The organism is Nonomuraea sp. NPDC049758 (genome assembly GCF_040674635.1).
Lineage (GTDB): Bacteria > Actinomycetota > Actinomycetes > Streptosporangiales > Streptosporangiaceae > Nonomuraea.
Map to the genome: position 1 here is coordinate 172,774 of NZ_JBFAMZ010000017.1, position 17,680 is coordinate 190,453.

Sequence of the window (17,680 nt, forward strand, 5' to 3'; positions counted from 1 at the left end):
CTCCTTCGAGCCGGTTCGTCCGACTTCCGCCGTCATGCGCATGGCGGGCTTCCTGTCAGGGCAGGACCCCGCCATGACGTCTGCGCGAGGCTTCGGCGGCGGGTCCGGGATATTCCGCCGCAAACCGGTAGAACAGATCGCCACCGAGCACGAGGGCGAGCTCAACCGCGTGCTCGGGCTCTGGCAGCTCACCGCGATCGGGGTGGGCGGCATCATCGGCGCCGGCATCTTCGCGCTGGCCGGCGCCGTCGCCAACCAGACCGCCGGGCCCGCCGTCGTGATCTCCTTCCTGATCGCCGGCATCGCCAGCGCCGCCGCCGCGTTCTCCTACGCGGAGTTCACCGGCATGATCCCGAAGGCCGGATCGGCGTACACGTACGGCTACGCGGTGCTCGGCGAGATCGTCGGCTGGTTCATCGGCTGGGACCTGCTGCTGGAGTACACCGCCATCGTCGCGGTCGTGGCGATCGGCATCTCCGGCTACTTCGGCTTCCTCCTCGGCCAGTTCGGCATCGACCTGCCCGCCTGGATGCTCGGCGCGCCGGGCACCGGGCCCGGACACGTCGTGGACCTGTTCGCGGCGATCCTGTGCCTGTTCATCGCGTTCCTGCTCAACCTCGGGATGCGGTCGGCCGCCCGGTTCGAGACGTTCGTCGTCGCGATCAAGGTCGCGGTGGTGCTGCTGGTGATCGTGGTCGGCTTCTTCTACATCGAGACCGCCAACTACACGCCGTTCTTCCCCTTCGGGTTCGGCGGGGCGGTGACCGGCGCGGCCACCGTGTTCTTCGCGGTCTTCGGCTACGACGCCATGAGCACGGCGGCCGAGGAGTCGAAGGACGCCCAGCGGCACATGCCCAAGGCCATCCTCTACTCCCTGGCCATCTCGATGGTCCTGTACGTGCTGGCCTGCCTCGTGCTCACCGGCATGCAGAACTACCAGGACATCGACCCCGAGAGCGGCTTCTCCTCGGCGTTCGCCTCCGTGGGGCTGTCCGGGCTGGCCAGCGTCATCGCGGTCGGCGCCATCGTCGGCATCCTGACCGTCATGTTCACGTTCATGCTGGGCGTCACCCGCGTCTGGTTCGCGATGAGCCGGGACGGGCTGCTGCCCTCCTGGTTCGCCAAGCTCCACCCCGTACGGCACGTGCCGTCCAGGGTGACCTGGATCGTCGGCGCCGGCTCCGCGCTCATCGCCGGGTTCCTGCCGATCAGGGAGGCGGCGGAGCTGACCAACATCGGCATCCTGCTGGCCTTCGTGGTGGTCTGCGCGGCGGTGATCGTGCTCCGCTACCGGCGTCCCGACCTGCCGCGCGGCTTCCGCATGCCGGGCATGCCGGTGGTGCCGGCGATCGGGGTGCTCTTCTCCCTCTGGCTGATCACGTTCCTGGAGCCGCTGACCTGGCTCAGGTTCGTCGTGTGGTTCCTGATCGGGCTGGTGATCTACTTCGCCTACGGGCGCCGCCACTCGGCGCTGAACCGCCGCGACTGACGTCCGGCGGCGGGGTCAGTTCGTGTCCTGGTAGACCTTGGGGCCGATCGCCTTGTACGCGGCCTTGGAGGCGTCCTTGAGCCACGGCCGGGTGCTGGTGGAGTTGGCGCGGTTGGTGTAGAGGGCCATGGTGTGCAGCAGGTAGCGGTGGCTGTACCCGACCCATCCCCAGGTCTGGGCCCTGCTCCAGCTCGTCGAGTGGCACAGCCCGGAGCCGGGGCCCTTCCTGGGGCAGACGATCCCCCAGGCGTCGGCGTAGGCGTCGTCGAGGCGCGCGTACGCGGTGTCGGCCCGCCCGTCGTTCTTCAGCGGCACGACCCACACCGAGACCATGATGCGCTTGTTCCCGGGGGCTCCCGGGTTCACGTACGAGCCCTTGACCATCTTGGAGCAGCGCGCCTTGCGCAGGACCGAGCGGACGTTGGCCGCGTGGTAGGCGTCCGGGCACTTGTCCACGCCGCTCGACCGGAGGGTGTAGCGCACGCCCTTGGCCGTAGTGAAGGAGCTGGGAAGCAGGGCGCTCGGCGTGAGCGGGATCGGGTCGGTGTCCTGGCGGTCGAGGTCACCCGGGTCGAACGGCTCCTCGGTGGGCGGTTCGAGCGTGGGCGTCTCGGTGGGCGTCTCAGTAGGCGTCTCGGTGGGCTGTTCGCTGGGCCACGGGGTGGCCGAGGACGGCGACGGTGTGGGGACGACCGCGTCCGGCGAGCCGGAGGACGCCGCGGTCAGCCTGCTGTCCCCGCGCTCGGGGCCGAGATCCTTCACCACCGAGACCACGAACACCGCGGCCGCCACGGCGAGCACCACACCGACCACTCCGACACCGGCCCCCAGACCGACCTTCATCCCCGTACTGAGCCCGCCGCCGGACGGCGGCGGCCCCCCGGCCCCGGGAAATGGCGGCCCCGAAGGCCCCTGCGGCGGCAGCGAAGGTGACGGCGGCAGCAGCGGCGGCCCCTGCGATGGTGCCGGTGGCTGCAGTGAAGGTGCCGGTGGCTGCACAGAGGATGCCGGTGGTGAGGGCGGCCCCTGCAGCGGCGGCCCCTGCGGTGGCGGCGGCCCCTGCGGTGGCGGCGGTGACAGGAGTGAGGGTGACGGCAGCGGCAGGAGCGGGGGCCCCTGCGGCGGTGCCGGTGACAGCAGGGAAGGTGACGGCGGCGGGGGTGATGGCGATGACGCCAGCGAAGGTGACGGCGGAGGTGGTGGCAGGAGCTGGGGTGGTGGGGGCGGTGCGTGGGTGGGTGCGGGCGTGGCCGACGAGGCGGCCTGCCGCAGTTCCTGCGCCCACCACTCCGGACGCGGCCGCTCGTCCGCAGGCCCGTGGAGCGCCGCCGCCGCGAGGTCGGCCGCCGCGGGGGCGACCGCGGCCAGCCGTCCGGGATCCGTGGGGGTCCGGTCGCGGGCCAGGAGCCGTACGGCCAGCAGCGCGAACCTGTAGGCGTCGCTCTGCGGCGTGCCCTCGGGCTCGTCGGCGGGGATCTCCCACCCCGACGTCTCCACCTGGGGTAACGCCGCCGCCCCGGCGAGCCGCATCGCGTCGCAGCCGATCAGGAAGCACTCCGGGGAGCCCTCCGTGGCGAACAGCAGGTGCTCGGGCGACAGGCCGCCGACGACGATGTCCATCGCGTGCAGGCGAGCGAGCGTGTCGGCCAGGTCGGCCAGCAGCAGCAGACGGTCGCGATCGCCGACCCGCCGACCGATGCCGCCGCCACGGGCACCGCCGTGAGCACCGCCATGGGCGCCGGCGTGGGCGGGGTCGTCGGTGCCGACGTGGGCAGGGTCATGGGCAGGGTCGTGGGCGTCGTCGTCGAGCAGGAGCTCCATCGTGGCCGGGCGGCGCTCGGTTCCTGACGGCGTTCGCAGGTCGAAGGAGAACCGGTGGGGCGCCGACCGCATGAGGAAGCCACGGACCGCGCCGCCGGACATGACGATCTCGGCGGGCCAGGCGGCCTTGTCGCACAACCAGGCCGCGTCCCATCCGGGTAGCCGACCGATCAGCCCGGCCATCTCGGTGAGGACGCCCGAGTCGAGGCCCGGCAGGACGGCGGGGTCGTACTCCTTGTAGACGACCTCGAACTGGCCGTTGATCCGGCGGCCGGGCACCTCGTGGACCGTGCCCCGGCCGCCCTGCCCGAGACGCCGTCCGAGGACGAGGTCCGCCCGGTCGGTGCCGCTCGCGGGGCCGCTCGTCGGGCCGGTGCCCGCGTCGCCGAGGCCCGAGTCGCTCATCGGGCCGCGTCCCTCGGCCACAGGGCCGGCTCGGACCCCGGGCGCGACCGCGCCGTCCGCAACCCCGGGCGCGACCGCACGCCCGCGCCGGGTGTCGGCTCGGGCCCCGGGCGCGGTGGCTCGGTCTCCAGGTCGGGCGCGTCGAGCACGACGCGCTCCCAGGCGCGGATCCGGTCTGCCTGCTCCGGTGCGTGCCGCACGTGTGGTCCCCGCCCTTCGAGCCCGCCCTTTTTCGGAGGATATCAGCGTCCATTTGCTGAAGATCAAGGATTTGCGGAGCCGGATCTGCCGGTGCCCCCGGCATACCGTGGCGTTATGGAAATTTGTGAGCTGTTCGCCTGACCACCCTGGGTGACAACTTTAATCAAGCCCCAGCCAAAGGGCTCCTTCGATCCCCACACCCCCGGGGACATGTGAGAGGAGTCACCCAGAGTGAACAGCACGTTCAAGTCGGGCACGATCGCCGTATTGGCGGCGGCGGCCCTTACCGCCTCGATGACAGGCGCCGCCGGCGCCACCTCGAAGGCGCACTTATCCACCGCGGCGACCACCGTCGCCAGGACCGACCCTCCGGCGTTCGCGCCGGCGGACGCCGAATCGCGCGACCGCGCGAAAGTGAACGCCGACGCGGCACTCGCCGCCGGAGCCGAACGCCTGCACAAGGGCTCCGGCGACGCCTTCACTCTCTCGTCCAACGTCGCCGGAACCTACGGCCTGCAATATCTGACCTACGAACGCACGTACAAGGGCCTGCCCGTCTACGGCGGCGAGGTCGTCGTGGGCACCGACCGGGCCGGCCAGGTGATCCAGCAGGTGGTCACCGGCCAGACCGCGAAGATCAAGGTCGGCACCGAGCCCTCGGTCCCGGCCAGGCAGGCGGCGGCCACCGCCAGAGACCTCCTGCCGCAGGTGGACGAGGTGACCACGGCGAAGCTGGTCGTGCACGCCACCGGCGCCACCCCCAAGCTGGCCTGGCGGGTCCAGGTCACCGGGTGGACGTCCACCGGCAGGCCCAGCATCCTCGACGTGTTCGTGGACGCGCGCTCCGGCTCGCTGATCGACAAGTTCGACAAGGTGCACGAGGGCACCGGCCGCGGCTTCTACGACGGCACGGTGACGATCGACACCAGCGGCTCCGCCGGCTCGTACCGGATGGTGGACACCACCAGGCCGGGCCTCCAGTGCGGCGGCCAGAACGGGTCGGCCTACACCAAGAGCAGCGACTCGTGGGGCAACGGCTCGGGCACCGACCTGGAGACGGCCTGCGTGGACGCGCTGTACGCCGCCCAGATGGAATGGAACATGCTGCGCGACTGGCTGGGCCGCAACGGCCACAGCGGGACGGGCCGCTCGTTCCCCATCCGGGTCGGGCTGAACGACGTCAACGCGTTCTGGAACGGCTCGTACACCACCTTCGGCCACAACCAGGCCGGCAACCAGCAGGCCACCCCGATGGACGTCGTCGGCCACGAGTTCGGCCACTCCGTCTTCACCAACACCCCCGGCGGCGACAACGGCAACAACGAGGTCGGCGGCCTGAACGAGTCCACGGGCGACATCTTCGGCGCGCTGACCGAGGCCTACGCCAACAACCCGAACGACCCGCCGGACTACCAGGTGGGCGAAGAGGTCAACCTCGTCGGGAACGGCCCGATCCGGTACATGTACAACCCGTCCCAGGTCGGCGACCCCAACTGCTACAGCACCGCGATCCCCACCACCGAGGTGCACGCGGCGGCCGGGCCCCAGAACCACTGGTTCTACCTGCTGGCCGAGGGCAACAACCCCGGCGGCGGCAAGCCCTCCAGCCCGATCTGCTCCGGCGGACCGTCCTCGGTGACCGGCATCGGCATCCAGAAGGCCGGCAAGATCTTCATGGGCACGCTGCAGGCCAAGACGCAGCCGTGGACCCACGCCAAGGCGCGGGTGGCCTCGCTCAACGCCGCCAAGGCGCTGTTCCCGAACAGCTGCGTGGAGTTCAACGCGGTCAAGTCGGCCTGGGACGCCGTGAGCGTCCGGGGCACCAGCGACCCGACCTGCGTGGCCAACCCGGACACCTTCTCGCTGCAGGTCAGCCCCGGCTCCGGCGCGGCCGACCCGGGGGGCTCGGCCGCCACGACCCTGAGCACGGTGACGACCGGCGGCAACGCCCAGCAGATCCAGCTCAGGACGGGCACCCTGCCGGCGGGCGTGACCGCCCAGTTCAACCCGGCCACCATCCAGTCGGGCCAGTCGTCCACGCTGACCCTCAACGTGGCGGCGAACGCGGCCCCCGGGACGTACACCGTCCAGGTGACCGCGCAGGGCACGGCCCAGACGCAGACGCAGAACTACACCCTGGCCGTCAACCGGCCGATCCCCGACCAGTTCTCGCTGGCGCTGAGCCCCACGTCGGGGTCCGTGGACGCGGGCGGCAGCACCGCCTCGACGCTGACCACCACGACCACGAGCGGCAACGCCCAGCAGATCCAGCTCAGGACGGGCACGCTCCCGGCGGGCGTGACCGCCCAGTTCAACCCGGCCACCATCCAGTCGGGCCAGTCGTCGGCGCTGACGCTCGCGACGGCGTCCTCCGTGCCGGCCGGGACGTACACCGTCCAGGTGATCGCCCAGGGCACGGCCCAGACGCAGACGCAGAACTACACCCTGACCGTCTCCCGGCCCGGTGACCCGGACGCTTTCTCCGTCCGGCTCGACCCGGAGGCGGGCACCGCGACGGCCGGCGGCACCGTGGCCACCACGGTGAACACGGCGACGACCGGCGGACAGCCCCAGCAGGTCACGCTGTCGGCGGCCAAGCTGCCGAACGGCGTCACCGTGGCCTTCGACCCGGCCACGATCCAGTCGGGCCAGTCGTCCAGGCTGACCTTCACGGTGGCCGCGACGGCGAAGAACGGCACGTACCCGATCACGGTGACGGCCACCGGCACGGCCCAGACGCAGACGGCGAGCTACGCGCTCACGGTCACCGGCGGCACGCCGGCGGGCGACTTCACCGTCGCCGCCGACCCGTCGTCGGCCACCGTCACGGCGGGCGCGACGGCGACCACCACGCTGAGCACGCAGGTCACCACCGGCCGGCCGATCCCGCTCACGCTGGCGGCCGACGGCGTGCCGCCGGGCGCGACCGTGACCTTCAGCCCGTCGTCCATCAACTCGGGCGAGTCGTCCACGGTGACGGTGACCACGTCGTCGAGCACGCCGGCGCAGACGTACACGATCACCCTCAACGCGAACGGCTCGGCCAGCCACGGCACGTCGTTCTCGCTGACGGTGAACGGTGGCGGCACCGGTGACACCTGGCAGGAATGGCACGCCTACAACGCCGGCGACGAGGTCAACTACCAGGGTGTCCGCTACCGCTGCGTGATCGCCCACACCTCGCAGCCGGACTGGACGCCCGACGTCGTACCGGCTCTGTGGCAGCGGATCGGATGACGGTCCGCCCGGTGCCCCACGTACCCGGGGGGTGACTGAGGGCCGGAGCGGAGGGGGTCCCACCGGACCCCCTCCGCTCTGGTTTCCGGACGCTCCGGCACGGGCTGTGGTTCGGCGCCGCCCTCCTCGTCTCCGCCGTCGTCCTGACGCTGCTTCCCGGACGAGTTGACGTCCGGCCATAACTTTCACCGCGTTCCCTGCGTCAAACACCACATGAGACGCTTCACCACCGCCACCCTCGTGGCCGGGCTGCTCCTGGCGGGCGGGGCGGCGCCGGCGCTGGCCGGCGAGTCCGCCCCCGTCCGCCGCTGCTCGGCCGCCCAGCTCCAGGCGCGCCTGGGCCCGATCGACGCCGGCGCGGGCAACAGGAACGCGCCGCTGGTGTTCACCAACAGCTCACGAACCGCCTGCACCCTGTACGGCCACCCCGGCCTGATCATGATCGACAAGCAGGGCGACACCCTGCGCACCCGCGTCCGCCGCACCGCCGGCCCCAAGCACCGGGTGACGGTCAAACCGGGCGGCAGCGCCCGCACCACACTGCACTGGACGGTCATCGAGACCGGCGACGAGACCTCCTGCCCGAGCCCTGCCCGCCTGCTGGTCATCCCGCCGGACGAGCGCTCGTACCTGGACGTGCCCTTCGACGCCGGCCAGGTGTGCGACGGCGGACGGCTCGACGTCACCCCGCTGGCCTGACGTCCGAACGCGGGGCGATCAGCGCAGCAGCCAGTTGACGACGACCGTGAGCACGGCCGACAGCAGCAGCGAGACGAGGATCATCGCCAGGCAGCCCGGCCAGCCGCCCAGCGGTCGCACGTTGCAGTTCCCGAACCTCATCCCCGGCCCCTACCCGGGGCGGCCGGGGTCGTACCCGGGCCGGGGCGGAGGTCAGAGCCCGGCGACGAAGTCGAGGGCGACCGCCCAGGCGCGTTCGGCGGCCGGAGCGTCGTAGTCGGGCAGGCCGGGGTCGGTGAACAGGTGGCCGACCCCCGGATAGCGGAAGACCTCGACGTCGGCCCGCGCCCGGCGCATCCGCAGGTACCAGGCGTTGAGCCAGTCGACCGGCTCGTAGAAGTCGGGGTCGGCGACGTGCAGCTGCACCGGCAGGTCGTCGGCGACGGCGCCCTCGGCCATGTCGGAGGTGCCGTGCATGAGCAGCAGCCCCTGGGAACGCTCGTCGCCCAGCGCGAGGTTCTGGGCGATGGCCGCGCCGAGGGAGAAGCCGGCGTAGACCAGGCCGTCGCCGGACAGCGGGGCCGCCGCCGTGATGGCCCGCTTCAGCAGTTCCTCGCTGCCGATCTCCTCCTTGATCGCGATGCCCTCCTCGGGCGTGTCGACGACGCGGCCGTCGTAGAGGTCGGGGACGTGCACCTCGTGCCCCGCCCCCCGGAGCCTGTCGGCGGCCTGGTGGACGGCGGGCCGCAGGCCGTACATCGAGTGCAGGAGGAGAATCCGCGCCATACGCGCAGCTTAGCGGCCCTGGACGGGTGCGCCCGGCCCGGCGGCGGCGGGTCCGCCGTCCCCGGCGGGCAGGTCGTGGGCGGTGAACATGTCGATCAGCAGGCGAACGGGCAGCCCCGCCTCGGTCGGGTAGCGGAACTGCCGGTCGAGGTCGAGGCTGTAGCGGTTGCGGCGGCCGATCCGCTCGCGGGTCAGGTAGCCGGCCTGGAAGAGGTCAGAGACGATGTTCTGCACGGTGCGTTCGGTGACGCCGATGCGGGCGGCGATGTCGCGCAGCCGCACGTCGGGGTCGCGGGCGATCTCCACCAGCACGCGGGCGTGATGGGTCAGGAACGTCCACGTCGCCGGATGGTCTTCAGGGTCGGGCACAGCCTCTGACGCTTTCTACCTGGACGTCCCGGATCCGCGGGGCGGACGAAAATGCTTACCTGAAGATCTTATGACGAAAGCTCTTTCCTGCAACCCTCTTCGCCCCTAGCCTTGGGTCGTGGGGCGGCCCCGACGTCGCCCCTACCGGCCAGGCCCACTTGGGGAACAAAAGATGTCCGTATCCCAGACGTACCTTGCCGTCGCGCCGAGCGCCGCCACCAGGCCGCCATGTCCGTGCTCAGCATGAGCTGCCGGCCGGTTCCGGCCGGCGCGCTGGTCACGGTTTCCGGTGAGCTCGACGCCACCAACGCCGATCGCCTGGAGTCCGCCATCCGCGACGCCCATCGCCCCGGCCGGTCCCTGATCCTCGACCTGGGCGAGCTGACCTTCATGGACAGCAGCGGTCTGCACGTGCTGCTGCGGGCGCACGACGACGTCCACGACGCGGGCGGGAGCCTGCGCCTGGCCGCCGTGCGGGACATCCCGGCCCGCATCCTGCAGATCACCGGGGTGTGGGACACGCTGCACATCCACGCCTGCGTGGAGGAGGCCGTCGGCGCGGCCGCGGACGCCCTGCTCGATCGGCTGCCGGATGACGTGGAGCGGTTGTGATGCACCTGGCCAGCAGCTACCTGCCGGGGATCACCGTGATCACGGTGGCCGGCGAGGTCGACGCCACCGCCTCCGGCCACCTGGAGACCTACCTCGACCAGGTGCGCCGCAGCCTGGACGAGCACCTGATCATCGACGCGCACCGGCTGACGTTCCTCGACAGCTCCGGCCTGTCCGTCCTGCTCGCCGCCGCCACGCTGGCCCGCGCGCACGGCGTCGACGTGCACCTGGCCGGTCTCCAGCCCACGGTGGCCCGGCTGCTGGAGATCACCGGCACCGTCGAGCTCGTGACGATCCACGACCGCGTCTCCCAGGCCGTCACCGCGGTGGAGGCGCTCCGGGACGCCCGGCCCGGCGAGCCGGACGAGCCCGCCGAGCCTTCCGAGGCCGTCTGACCGTCGCGCGGCCGCCGGTCGTCATCGACGGCCGCCGACGACCGGGTGCTGCCCCACCACCTGTTCGACGACATTCGCCGTCGCTAGCAGGAAGTGCACGCGGTGTCCAGACCCAGCCGGCCGTGACCTCCCCTCCAGGTGGACGGCGGCTTCGTTCATGCGCATGAGTGCCGAAATCATCTCCGGTACGGAGTTTTTGCAGGCTGCGCCTCCCTAGCGTGGCGGTCATGAATCGCGCACTCCTCCGACGAGGTCTGGCCGCCGCGGTGACGGTCGGCCTCCTGCTCACCGGACCCGCCGTACAGGCCAGGTCGAAGCCCGTCACCGTGACCCTGCCGCAGCCGACGGGCCCACGCGAGATCGGCACTGTCACACTGCACCTGCGTGACGGCTCCAGGGCCGACCCGTGGATCAAGGCGCACGACCGGCGTGAGCTGATGGTCAGCCTGTGGTACCCCACGCGCCGTCCGGACGGCCACCCCGCCGCGCCCTGGCTGCCGCCTCGCGCCGCCGAGGCCTTCTACCGCAGCAACGGCCTGTCACCCGCGGCCGTCGGCCTGCCCCTGACCCATGGCCGCGAAGGGGCCCGCGTAGCCGGCCGGGGGCTGCCCGTCGTCCTGTTCTCGCCCGGCAACGGCGCCGACCGTTCCATGAACACCACCACGGTCGAGGAACTGGCCAGCTGGGGCTACATGGTGGTCACCATCGACCATCCGGGCGACGCCGGCGAGGTGGAGTTCCCCGACGGCACGGTCACCGGCCGCGTGCTGAAGCCGGTCCCGGTGAGCCGGCTGGCGGAGAAGGCCGAAGAGATCAAGGTGCGGGTGGCCGACGCGCGCTTCGTGCTGGACCGGCTCAAGGAGCTGAACAAGGGGCAGAACCCCGACGCCGAACGCCGGACGCTGCCGGAGGGGCTGCGTGGCGCGTTCGACCTGGGCAGGATCGGGATGTTCGGCCATTCCGCCGGAGGAGCGACGGCCGCCGCGACGATGCTGGCGGACCGGCGGATCAAGGCGGTGCTGAACCTGGACGGACCCGCCCTCGGCAAGGTGGCCGCCAAGGGGTTGACCAAGCCGTACATGCTCATGGAGGCCGAGATCTTCGACAAGCCCATCCGGGGGCAGAAAGCCTTCTGGTCCCGGCTGAAGGGCTGGCGGCTGCACGTGCGGACCAACGGCGCCAAGCACAATTCCTATACCGACCTGCCGGTGGTGTACGAGCAGGCGGCCGCGGTGATGGGCCTGTCGAAGGAGCAGTTGCGGGCGGTGAACGGGACGCTGTCGGCGGCGCGTTCCGTGGCCGTCACCCGCGCCTACACCAGGGCCTTCTTCGATCTGCAGCTACGACGCGAAGGCACCCTGCTCGGCAAGCCGTCCTCACGGTTCCCCGAGGTGCAGGTGATCGCCCGCTAGTTCCTGCCCTGATCTCGTGACGTCCGAGCCGGCGCTTCCGCCGGCCGGAACCCGGCGCCATGAGCCCTGGGCACGGGGTTGACCGCCGAGAGGTGGTCGGCATAGCTTGATCAAGCAAAAGTGATCGATCACTCTTGGCTCCTCCCCGCGAGACGTCGTGGCGCGTCCGGCGGGAGACCGGGAGCGGCGGTCCGGCCGCCCACCGGCCATGCACTCCCCGGCGGCGGCCACGCGCCAGCTGCCGCCGCCCCCCCCGTTCCCAGCAGAAGGACCCGCACCATGCCCGACACCACCCTCGACACCGCCCCCGACACCATGCCTGACACCACGCTCGCCGTCCGCGAAGAGGACGACGCCCTGGCCATCATCGCCGGCGACGTGCGGATCGCCCGGTACGTCCACCAGCCGGACGCTCCCGACGCCGAGTCACCCAAGCCCTACCTCCACCCCATCCGCAGCCTGTCCGGCGCGCCCATGTCGGTCTACCGGCCGCACGACCACCGCTGGCACAAGGGCCTGCAGATGACCTGGGCGCACCTGTCGGGGCAGAACTTCTGGGGCGGCCCGACCTTCTCGGCGGAGCGGGACTACCACTGGGAGGACAACCACGGCCACATCAACCACCTCGCCTTCACCGACGTCACCTCCGACGGCAAGCGGGTCGTGGTCGAGGAGAGCCTGCACTGGCTCTCGGCCCGGGGCGAGCACTGGATCACCGAGCAGCGCCGCCAGGTCTTCCACGGCGTGGACCGCGCGCGCGGCATCTGGGCCCTGGACTTCACCACGTCGCTGCACAACGTCCGCGGCGCCACGCTCGACTTCGGCAGCCCCACCACGCACGGCCGGCCGATGGCCGGGTACGCGGGCTACTTCTGGCGCGGCCCCAGGTCCTGGACCGGTGGCACGATCATCGGCGCCGGCGGTCTGGGCGGCGAGGAGATGATGGGCGTCGAGGCGCCGTGGCTGGCCGTGGTCGGGCAGCACGACGGGATCGACGGCGGCGGAACCGTGCTGGCCGTCGCCGGGCACTCCAGCGCGCCGGCGCCGATCAAGTGGTTCGTCCGCAACGAGGCGTTCGCCGTGATCAGCCCCTCCCCCTCCTTCGACGAGGAGATCGCTCTGGCCGACGGCGACACCCTCGAACTCGCGCACCGTTACGTCTTCATCGACCACATGTGCGACCGGGCCGAGCTCGACGAACTCGGCCCGGAGTTCGCGCTGTGACCCCGCTGTTCCCCGGCGGCACCTCGGTCAGCGATCTGGCGGTCTACGACTGGGAGTGCGCCGACGGTGTGCACGGCGGCACGCCGCACCTGCACACGGTCTCGACCGAGGCGTACGTCGTGACCGCGGGCCGCGGGGAGGTGCACACCCTCAGCGCCGCCGGCTTCGCCCGCGACCGGCTCGAAGCGGGCACGGTCCTGTGGTTCTCGCCCGGGACGGTTCACCGCCTGGTCAACGAGGACGGGCTCCGGCTGCTGGTGATCATGCAGAACGCGGGCCTGCCCGAGGCCGGGGACGCCGTGCTCACCTTCCCCGCCGACGTCCTGCGCGACCGCGACGCCTATCTCGCCGCGGCGACGCTGCCGGTGGGGGGTTCGGAGGATGAACGGGCGGCGGCCGCGCGGGCTCGCAGGGACCTGGCGGTCGCCGGGTTCCGGCGGCTGGTGGCGGACGCCCAGGAGCGCGGCGGGCAGGCGCTGGCGGACTTCCATCGGCTGGCGGCGGCGATCGTGCGTCCCCGGGTGGCGTCCTGGCAGGAGTTGTGGGACGAGACCGTCGCCGCCGAGACCGAGCGCACGGGGTCACAGCTCGACGCGATCGCGGGTGGTGATCCCGCCCATCTCGGGCAGGCCGCCGTGGTGCGGACCACTCCCGGGCCGGGCCCTCGCGCCTTCGGCATGTGCGGCCGGCTGCGCACGTGGGCGCCACGCCACTGATCGGGCGGCCGGCTGCGTACGTGGGTGCCGCGCCCCCGATCGAGCCGCCGGCGGGTCCTGTGGCTGGATCGGCGCCGGCGTGCGGGCCGGTCCTCAGGCGGGCGCCGGACCGGCCGTCTCGCGGACGATGACCCGGTTGATCGACCGGTCGGACGGCGGCGGCGCGGGCTCGCCGCGCACCGCCGCGATGAGCCGGGCCATCGCCTCCCGCCCCTGCACCTCCCGGTCCACCGCCACGGTGGACAGTGAGGGGGTGGCGAACCGTCCCAGTTCCTCGTCGTCCCAGCCGAACACGCTGACGTCGCCCGGGATCCGCCAGCCCCGTGACAGGGCCGCGCGTACGGCCCCCATCGCCACGTGGTCGTTCACGGCCACGATGGCGGTCACGTCACAGCCGTCGGGCAGACCGCGAACGGCGTCGTAGCCGGACCGGGAGCTCCAGTCGCCGAGCGCGACGCCGTACGAGATGAGCCCGCGGCGCGCGATCGTCTGCTCGAAGACGAGCCTGCGGTTGCGGGCCGAGGCCCAGCTCTGCGCGCCCGCGATGTGGAAGAAGACCCGGTGGCCGAGCGAGGCGAGATAGTCGATGATCTCCTCGACCGGGGAGGCGTCCGCCAGCTCGTTCGTCCCGCGCAGTCGGTCGTCGTAGTCGCCCGTGACGACGATGGGCACCGGCGAGGCGGCGGGATCGGTCTCCAGAGGCGTCAGCGACAGAACGCCCTCGACCTGCCCGGAACCGGCCAGCTCCAGCACCCGCTCCGCCCTGGCCCGCGGATCTCCCTCGACACTGAGCACCTCCAGCTGGAAGCCCTCGGCGTGCGCCGCGGCCGCGGCGGCGCGGAGCATGCGCGCCGGCCACAGGTAGTCGGAGGCGGGCAGGGTGACCGCCAGCCGGTTCGTGTGCCGCGTGCGCATGGAACGCGCGACGAGGTTCGGCCGGTAGTTGAGCTCCTGGACGACCAGGTCGATCTTGGCGCGGGTCGCCGGTCTCAGGGTCTCGTTCTTCCTGAAGTACCGGGAGACCGTCTGGTGCGACACGCCCGCGCGCCGGGCCACCTCGTGGATCGTGAGGCGCGGCGTCTCAGCCTCGTCCAAGGGCCCCCTCTCCTCGCGCTGCGCGTCACAGCCTAGCCGGTCGCCCGCGCGCCGCACGACGACGAAGTGATCGATCACCTCGCCGTCGCCCCCGGCCTTCGTGGAGCCCTCAGGAGCCGGACGGCCCCTGGAGCCCGCTGGTGAGTCGTACGGGGAAGTGCCGGCCGGTGTCCTTGCTGTGGCCGATGCCGGACGACCACTCCAGATAGCCCTTCCTGCCGGGGCCGTCGTCGTCGTTGACCAGCAGGGACAGCGCGAACACCCCGGCCGGCGGTCCGTTGAGCCCCAGGCTCTGCCAGGGCAGGACGACGTCGTAGGCGGTGGTGGCGCCGGTCCTGGTCACCGCGAGCCGTTCCGTCGGGGTCGGGCCAGTGATCGCGATGCCGAAGGCGGCGAAGGTGTAGGCGGCCGGCCCGTCGGGCGTCAGCGCCAGGCCGATCTCGGTGCGTTCGGTGGAGGCGCCGGGGAGCGCGGGCGACAGGGAGAGCTGGATGGAGTCGCCGTTGTACAGGTTGCCCGCCGGGTTCTTCTGGGTGAACACGTCGTCCTGGACCGTGGCCTGGAGGCGCAGCCCCGTCGCCGTCTGCGTGATCCGGACGGGACCGCCGAGGTCGGCGGCACCGCCCCAGTCGGCGGTGTAGCGGAACCAGGTCGCGTCGGCCGCCAGGTCGATCGGCGCGACCGTGGTGGCCGTGTCGGGCTCGACGGGGCCCGCGCCGACGGACTGCCGCAGCTGGAGCGCGGGACGGCCGCGCAGCCTGACGGACACGTCGAGGTAGCCCTGCTCCCACACGCGCAGCGACGGGAGGGGGACGGCGTGGGAGACCTGCTTGCCGGGCTGCAGCGTGGTGGTGTCGGCGATCGTGCCCGACTCCTTGCCGAGCGTCCAGGTGATGCCGTCGAGCGTCACGGGGGTCTTGCGGGAGGTGTTGGACAGGGAGACGGACGCCTGCGCCCGGTAGCCGCCGTCGCGGACGAGGTCGACCCCCACGGCGGCGACCACGGGGGTGGTGACCCTGATCGTCGGCGTCGCCAGCCGTGCCACCTTCTCGTTCCCGTTCGCGGCCCAGCCGGTGACCCAGCTCGCCTTGCCGCCCGCGGGGGCGGGGAGGTCGAAGACGGTCTCGGCGGTGCCGCAGCCCTTGACCTTGACGTCGTGGCGCCGCCCGTCCAGGGTGACCGTCACCTTGGCGGGGACGGCGCGGCAGTTGCGGCCGGTGCGGTCGACGACCGCGCGCACCTCGATGCCCTCGCCGTCGGCGACGGTCGGCGACGTCTTCAGCGTGATCGCGGGCGCGGGGTCGAGGACGAGGGAGTCGACCTGGCCCCTGACGTAGACCGGGTGCTCGGTCAGGGTCACCTGGACCGCCCCGGCGTGCGGGCTCAGCGTGGCGGGCACGCCGTACTGGTCGGTGAGGGTGAGCGGCTGGCCGGTGCGCAGCGTCACGGTCCTCGTGCCGTCCGACGCCCACATGACGCGGACGAGGTCGCCCGCGGCGCTCCTGAAGGGGAAGGAGTACGTCGTCGCGTCCAGTGTGTCCCGCTGGGTGATCGTGCGTCCGGCGAGTTCGGCCGCCATCACCGCCTGCGCGACCGCGGCCGGCTTGGGCTCGGCGGCGTAGCGGGCCGTCGCGCGCCGGACCTCGAAGACTCCGAAGTTGTGCTCCTGGTTGTTCGGATCGGTGCCGTCGTCGCGGGCGTCGTACCAGTAGAGGCGGTCGGCGCCGCCGGCCAGGGAGAGCACCGCCGAGCGGACCAGGTAGTCGGCCTGCATGGCGTCGGTCGTGCTGCCCGCGGTGTGGGTCGGCCAGCCGTACTCGGTCAGCCACAGCGGGAGCGGGCGGCCGGCGGCGGCGTCGATGGTCTGGCTCAGCGACGCCATCTGCGTGTCCATGCCTTCGGGCGGCGTGGGGTGGCGGTAGGGGTGGACGGACACCGCGTCTAGCGCCTGCGCACCGCCCTGTTCGAGCACCTGGCGCACGTAGTCGGCCGAGGCGCCGGAGATCGCCGGGCCCACGAGCCGGGCTCCTTGCGGCTTGGCGTCGGCGGCGGCCTGGAGGAGCTGCGCGTAGCAGGCGGGGGTCCGGCCGCACAGGCCGTCGTTGAAGTTGATGTTGAACTCGTTGTAGACCTCGGTCGACCGGGTGTAGCTCGCGAAGTGCTGGTTGACGGCGGCGGTGAAGCGTCCGTAGGCGGCCAGGCCCTCGGGCGAGCTGGGCGTGCGGTTGCCGTCGTAGAGCGGGTTGCGGTAGGCCGAGATCGGCAGCGGCTCGATCCCGGCGGCGTGCAGGGCGGCGAATCCGGCGTCGTAGCGGTCGAAGGTGTAGACACCCGCCTGCTTCTCGACCGCCGACCAGCCCACGTCGTTGCGTGAGTGGGTGTAGCCGATGCGCGCGATGCCGTCGATGAGCTCCTGCTCGTACCCGTGCAGGCCGACGCCGAACGGCGAGCCGGCCGCTTCGGCGGGCATCGGCGGCACGATGCCGAAGCTCGTGCTCAGCGTCCCGGAGGTGAAGGTGTAGAAGCCGTTGGGCAGCGAGGCCAGGTTCACGACGCTGTTCCCGCCGGTGAAGGCGGCCGTGCCGCTCGCGACCTGCGTCCCCCGGGCGTCCTGTACGGCCCAGGGGGCGGGGGCCGGGTTCTGGGCGTCGGTGAACAGTTCCAGGGCGGCCTTGCCGGGGTCGAAGAGCAGGGAGTCGTTCATGACCCCGAAGTAGGTGGAGTGTTCCTCGAAGCCCGGGTTGGCCAGCAGGTTCCGGCCGCTGCCGTCCTCGGTCATGGTCAGGTCGTCCAGCCGTACGCCGGGGGTCACGTCCTGGGAGACGATGCGCAGGGAGAAGCTGGTCTGGGTGGCCGGGGTGGTGTAGGTCCAGGAGACCTGGCGCCAGTCGTAGGCGCCCATCGGGAAGTTGAAGCGCTGGGTGCTGTCCGGGCTCAGCACCGCCTGCAGCGCGGCCGCCTTCGACAGCCCTTCCGAGGCCACCCAGGCGGTGAACCGGTAGAGCGTGCCGGGCTTGACCGGCACGGTCTGGGCGAGCTGCCCGTAGGTGTTCGGGCTGCTCGGCGTCTGGTTGACGATGCGCACCGCCGACCCGGTGTGGCCCTGCGCGGTGGCGGTGAAGGCGACCTCGGCCGAGCCGCTCCTGCTGATGGCCCACGGCTCGAAGGTGTTGGAGTACGGGAGTTTCGGGGCGGCTAACGCGGTGGTGACGAGGAGGAGCGCTGACAGTGTTTTCATCG

15 protein-coding genes are annotated in these 17,680 nt (G+C 72.0%); 8 read left to right on the forward strand and 7 right to left on the reverse strand.

What is annotated here, in order from left to right:
• Positions 1 to 73: 73 nt before the first annotated feature.
• The gene (locus tag AB0J46_RS36620; protein WP_364338707.1) at positions 74 to 1,489 is read left to right on the forward strand and encodes an amino acid permease; all 1,416 of its coding nucleotides are present in this window, start codon (positions 74 to 76) and stop codon (positions 1,487 to 1,489) included.
• Between the two features lie 15 nt (positions 1,490 to 1,504).
• On the opposite strand, the gene AB0J46_RS36625 is transcribed toward AB0J46_RS36620, so the two are convergent.
• Together AB0J46_RS36625 and AB0J46_RS36630 are read right to left on the reverse strand one after the other, a co-directional pair.
• The gene (locus AB0J46_RS36625; RefSeq protein WP_364338709.1) at positions 1,505 to 3,715 is read right to left on the reverse strand and encodes a hypothetical protein; all 2,211 of its coding nucleotides are present in this window, start codon (positions 3,713 to 3,715) and stop codon (positions 1,505 to 1,507) included.
• Positions 3,712 to 3,915, reverse strand: a complete 204-nt coding sequence (locus AB0J46_RS36630; RefSeq protein WP_364338711.1) for a hypothetical protein — start codon at positions 3,913 to 3,915, stop codon at positions 3,712 to 3,714. Before AB0J46_RS36630 ends, AB0J46_RS36625 begins: the two co-directional genes overlap by 4 nt.
• 232 nt (positions 3,916 to 4,147) lie before the next feature.
• Here AB0J46_RS36630 and AB0J46_RS36635 point away from each other — a divergent pair, with 232 nt between their 5' ends.
• Positions 4,148 to 7,153, forward strand: coding sequence for a M4 family metallopeptidase (locus tag AB0J46_RS36635; protein WP_364338713.1), 3,006 nt, complete (start codon positions 4,148 to 4,150; stop codon positions 7,151 to 7,153).
• A 213-nt stretch (positions 7,154 to 7,366) separates the two neighbouring features.
• Complete coding sequence (locus AB0J46_RS36640; protein WP_364338715.1) at positions 7,367 to 7,852, forward strand: DUF4232 domain-containing protein; 486 nt, start codon at positions 7,367 to 7,369, stop codon at positions 7,850 to 7,852.
• Positions 7,853 to 7,870: 18 nt separating this feature from the next.
• Here the strand turns inward: AB0J46_RS36640 and AB0J46_RS36645 are convergent, their stop codons facing one another.
• The 3 genes from AB0J46_RS36645 to AB0J46_RS36655 are packed head-to-tail and all read right to left on the reverse strand — an operon-like array spanning position 7,871 to position 8,986.
• A complete protein-coding gene (locus AB0J46_RS36645) occupies positions 7,871 to 7,993 on the reverse strand; it encodes a hypothetical protein (protein WP_364338717.1) in 123 nt (40 codons plus the stop codon).
• Positions 7,994 to 8,044: 51 nt separating this feature from the next.
• Positions 8,045 to 8,617 (reverse strand): dienelactone hydrolase family protein, encoded by a 573-nt coding sequence (locus tag AB0J46_RS36650; RefSeq protein ID WP_358299460.1) that lies wholly within the window; start codon positions 8,615 to 8,617, stop codon positions 8,045 to 8,047.
• Positions 8,618 to 8,626: 9 nt separating this feature from the next.
• Positions 8,627 to 8,986, reverse strand: coding sequence for a helix-turn-helix domain-containing protein (locus tag AB0J46_RS36655; protein ID WP_364338719.1), 360 nt, complete (start codon positions 8,984 to 8,986; stop codon positions 8,627 to 8,629).
• Between the two features lie 228 nt (positions 8,987 to 9,214).
• Between AB0J46_RS36655 and AB0J46_RS36660 the strand changes: the two genes are divergently transcribed.
• The 5 genes from AB0J46_RS36660 to AB0J46_RS36680 all read left to right on the forward strand — a co-directional run bounded on the left by AB0J46_RS36660 (position 9,215) and on the right by AB0J46_RS36680 (position 13,345).
• Entirely contained in the window at positions 9,215 to 9,598 is a 384-nt protein-coding gene (locus tag AB0J46_RS36660; protein WP_364338721.1) for an STAS domain-containing protein, read from the forward strand.
• Positions 9,598 to 9,993 (forward strand): STAS domain-containing protein, encoded by a 396-nt coding sequence (locus AB0J46_RS36665; RefSeq protein ID WP_364338723.1) that lies wholly within the window; start codon positions 9,598 to 9,600, stop codon positions 9,991 to 9,993. Before AB0J46_RS36660 ends, AB0J46_RS36665 begins: the two co-directional genes overlap by 1 nt.
• A 227-nt stretch (positions 9,994 to 10,220) precedes the next feature.
• The gene (locus AB0J46_RS36670) at positions 10,221 to 11,405 is read left to right on the forward strand and encodes a lipase (protein WP_364338725.1); all 1,185 of its coding nucleotides are present in this window, start codon (positions 10,221 to 10,223) and stop codon (positions 11,403 to 11,405) included.
• A 279-nt stretch (positions 11,406 to 11,684) separates the two neighbouring features.
• Entirely contained in the window at positions 11,685 to 12,629 is a 945-nt protein-coding gene (locus AB0J46_RS36675; protein ID WP_364338727.1) for a PmoA family protein, read from the forward strand.
• On the forward strand, positions 12,626 to 13,345 hold the full coding sequence (locus AB0J46_RS36680; RefSeq protein WP_364338729.1) for a cupin domain-containing protein: 720 nt from the start codon (positions 12,626 to 12,628) through the stop codon (positions 13,343 to 13,345). Before AB0J46_RS36675 ends, AB0J46_RS36680 begins: the two co-directional genes overlap by 4 nt.
• A 93-nt stretch (positions 13,346 to 13,438) precedes the next feature.
• Here AB0J46_RS36680 and AB0J46_RS36685 read toward each other — a convergent pair whose 3' ends face one another.
• Both AB0J46_RS36685 and AB0J46_RS36690 read right to left on the reverse strand, forming a co-directional pair.
• Positions 13,439 to 14,440 carry a LacI family DNA-binding transcriptional regulator gene (locus AB0J46_RS36685; RefSeq protein ID WP_364338730.1) on the reverse strand — a complete coding sequence of 334 codons (1,002 nt, stop codon included), beginning with the start codon at positions 14,438 to 14,440 and terminating at the stop codon, positions 13,439 to 13,441.
• A gap of 109 nt (positions 14,441 to 14,549) precedes the next feature.
• The gene (locus AB0J46_RS36690) at positions 14,550 to 17,678 is read right to left on the reverse strand and encodes a glycosyl hydrolase (protein WP_364338732.1); all 3,129 of its coding nucleotides are present in this window, start codon (positions 17,676 to 17,678) and stop codon (positions 14,550 to 14,552) included.
• Positions 17,679 to 17,680: the final 2 nt, after the last annotated feature.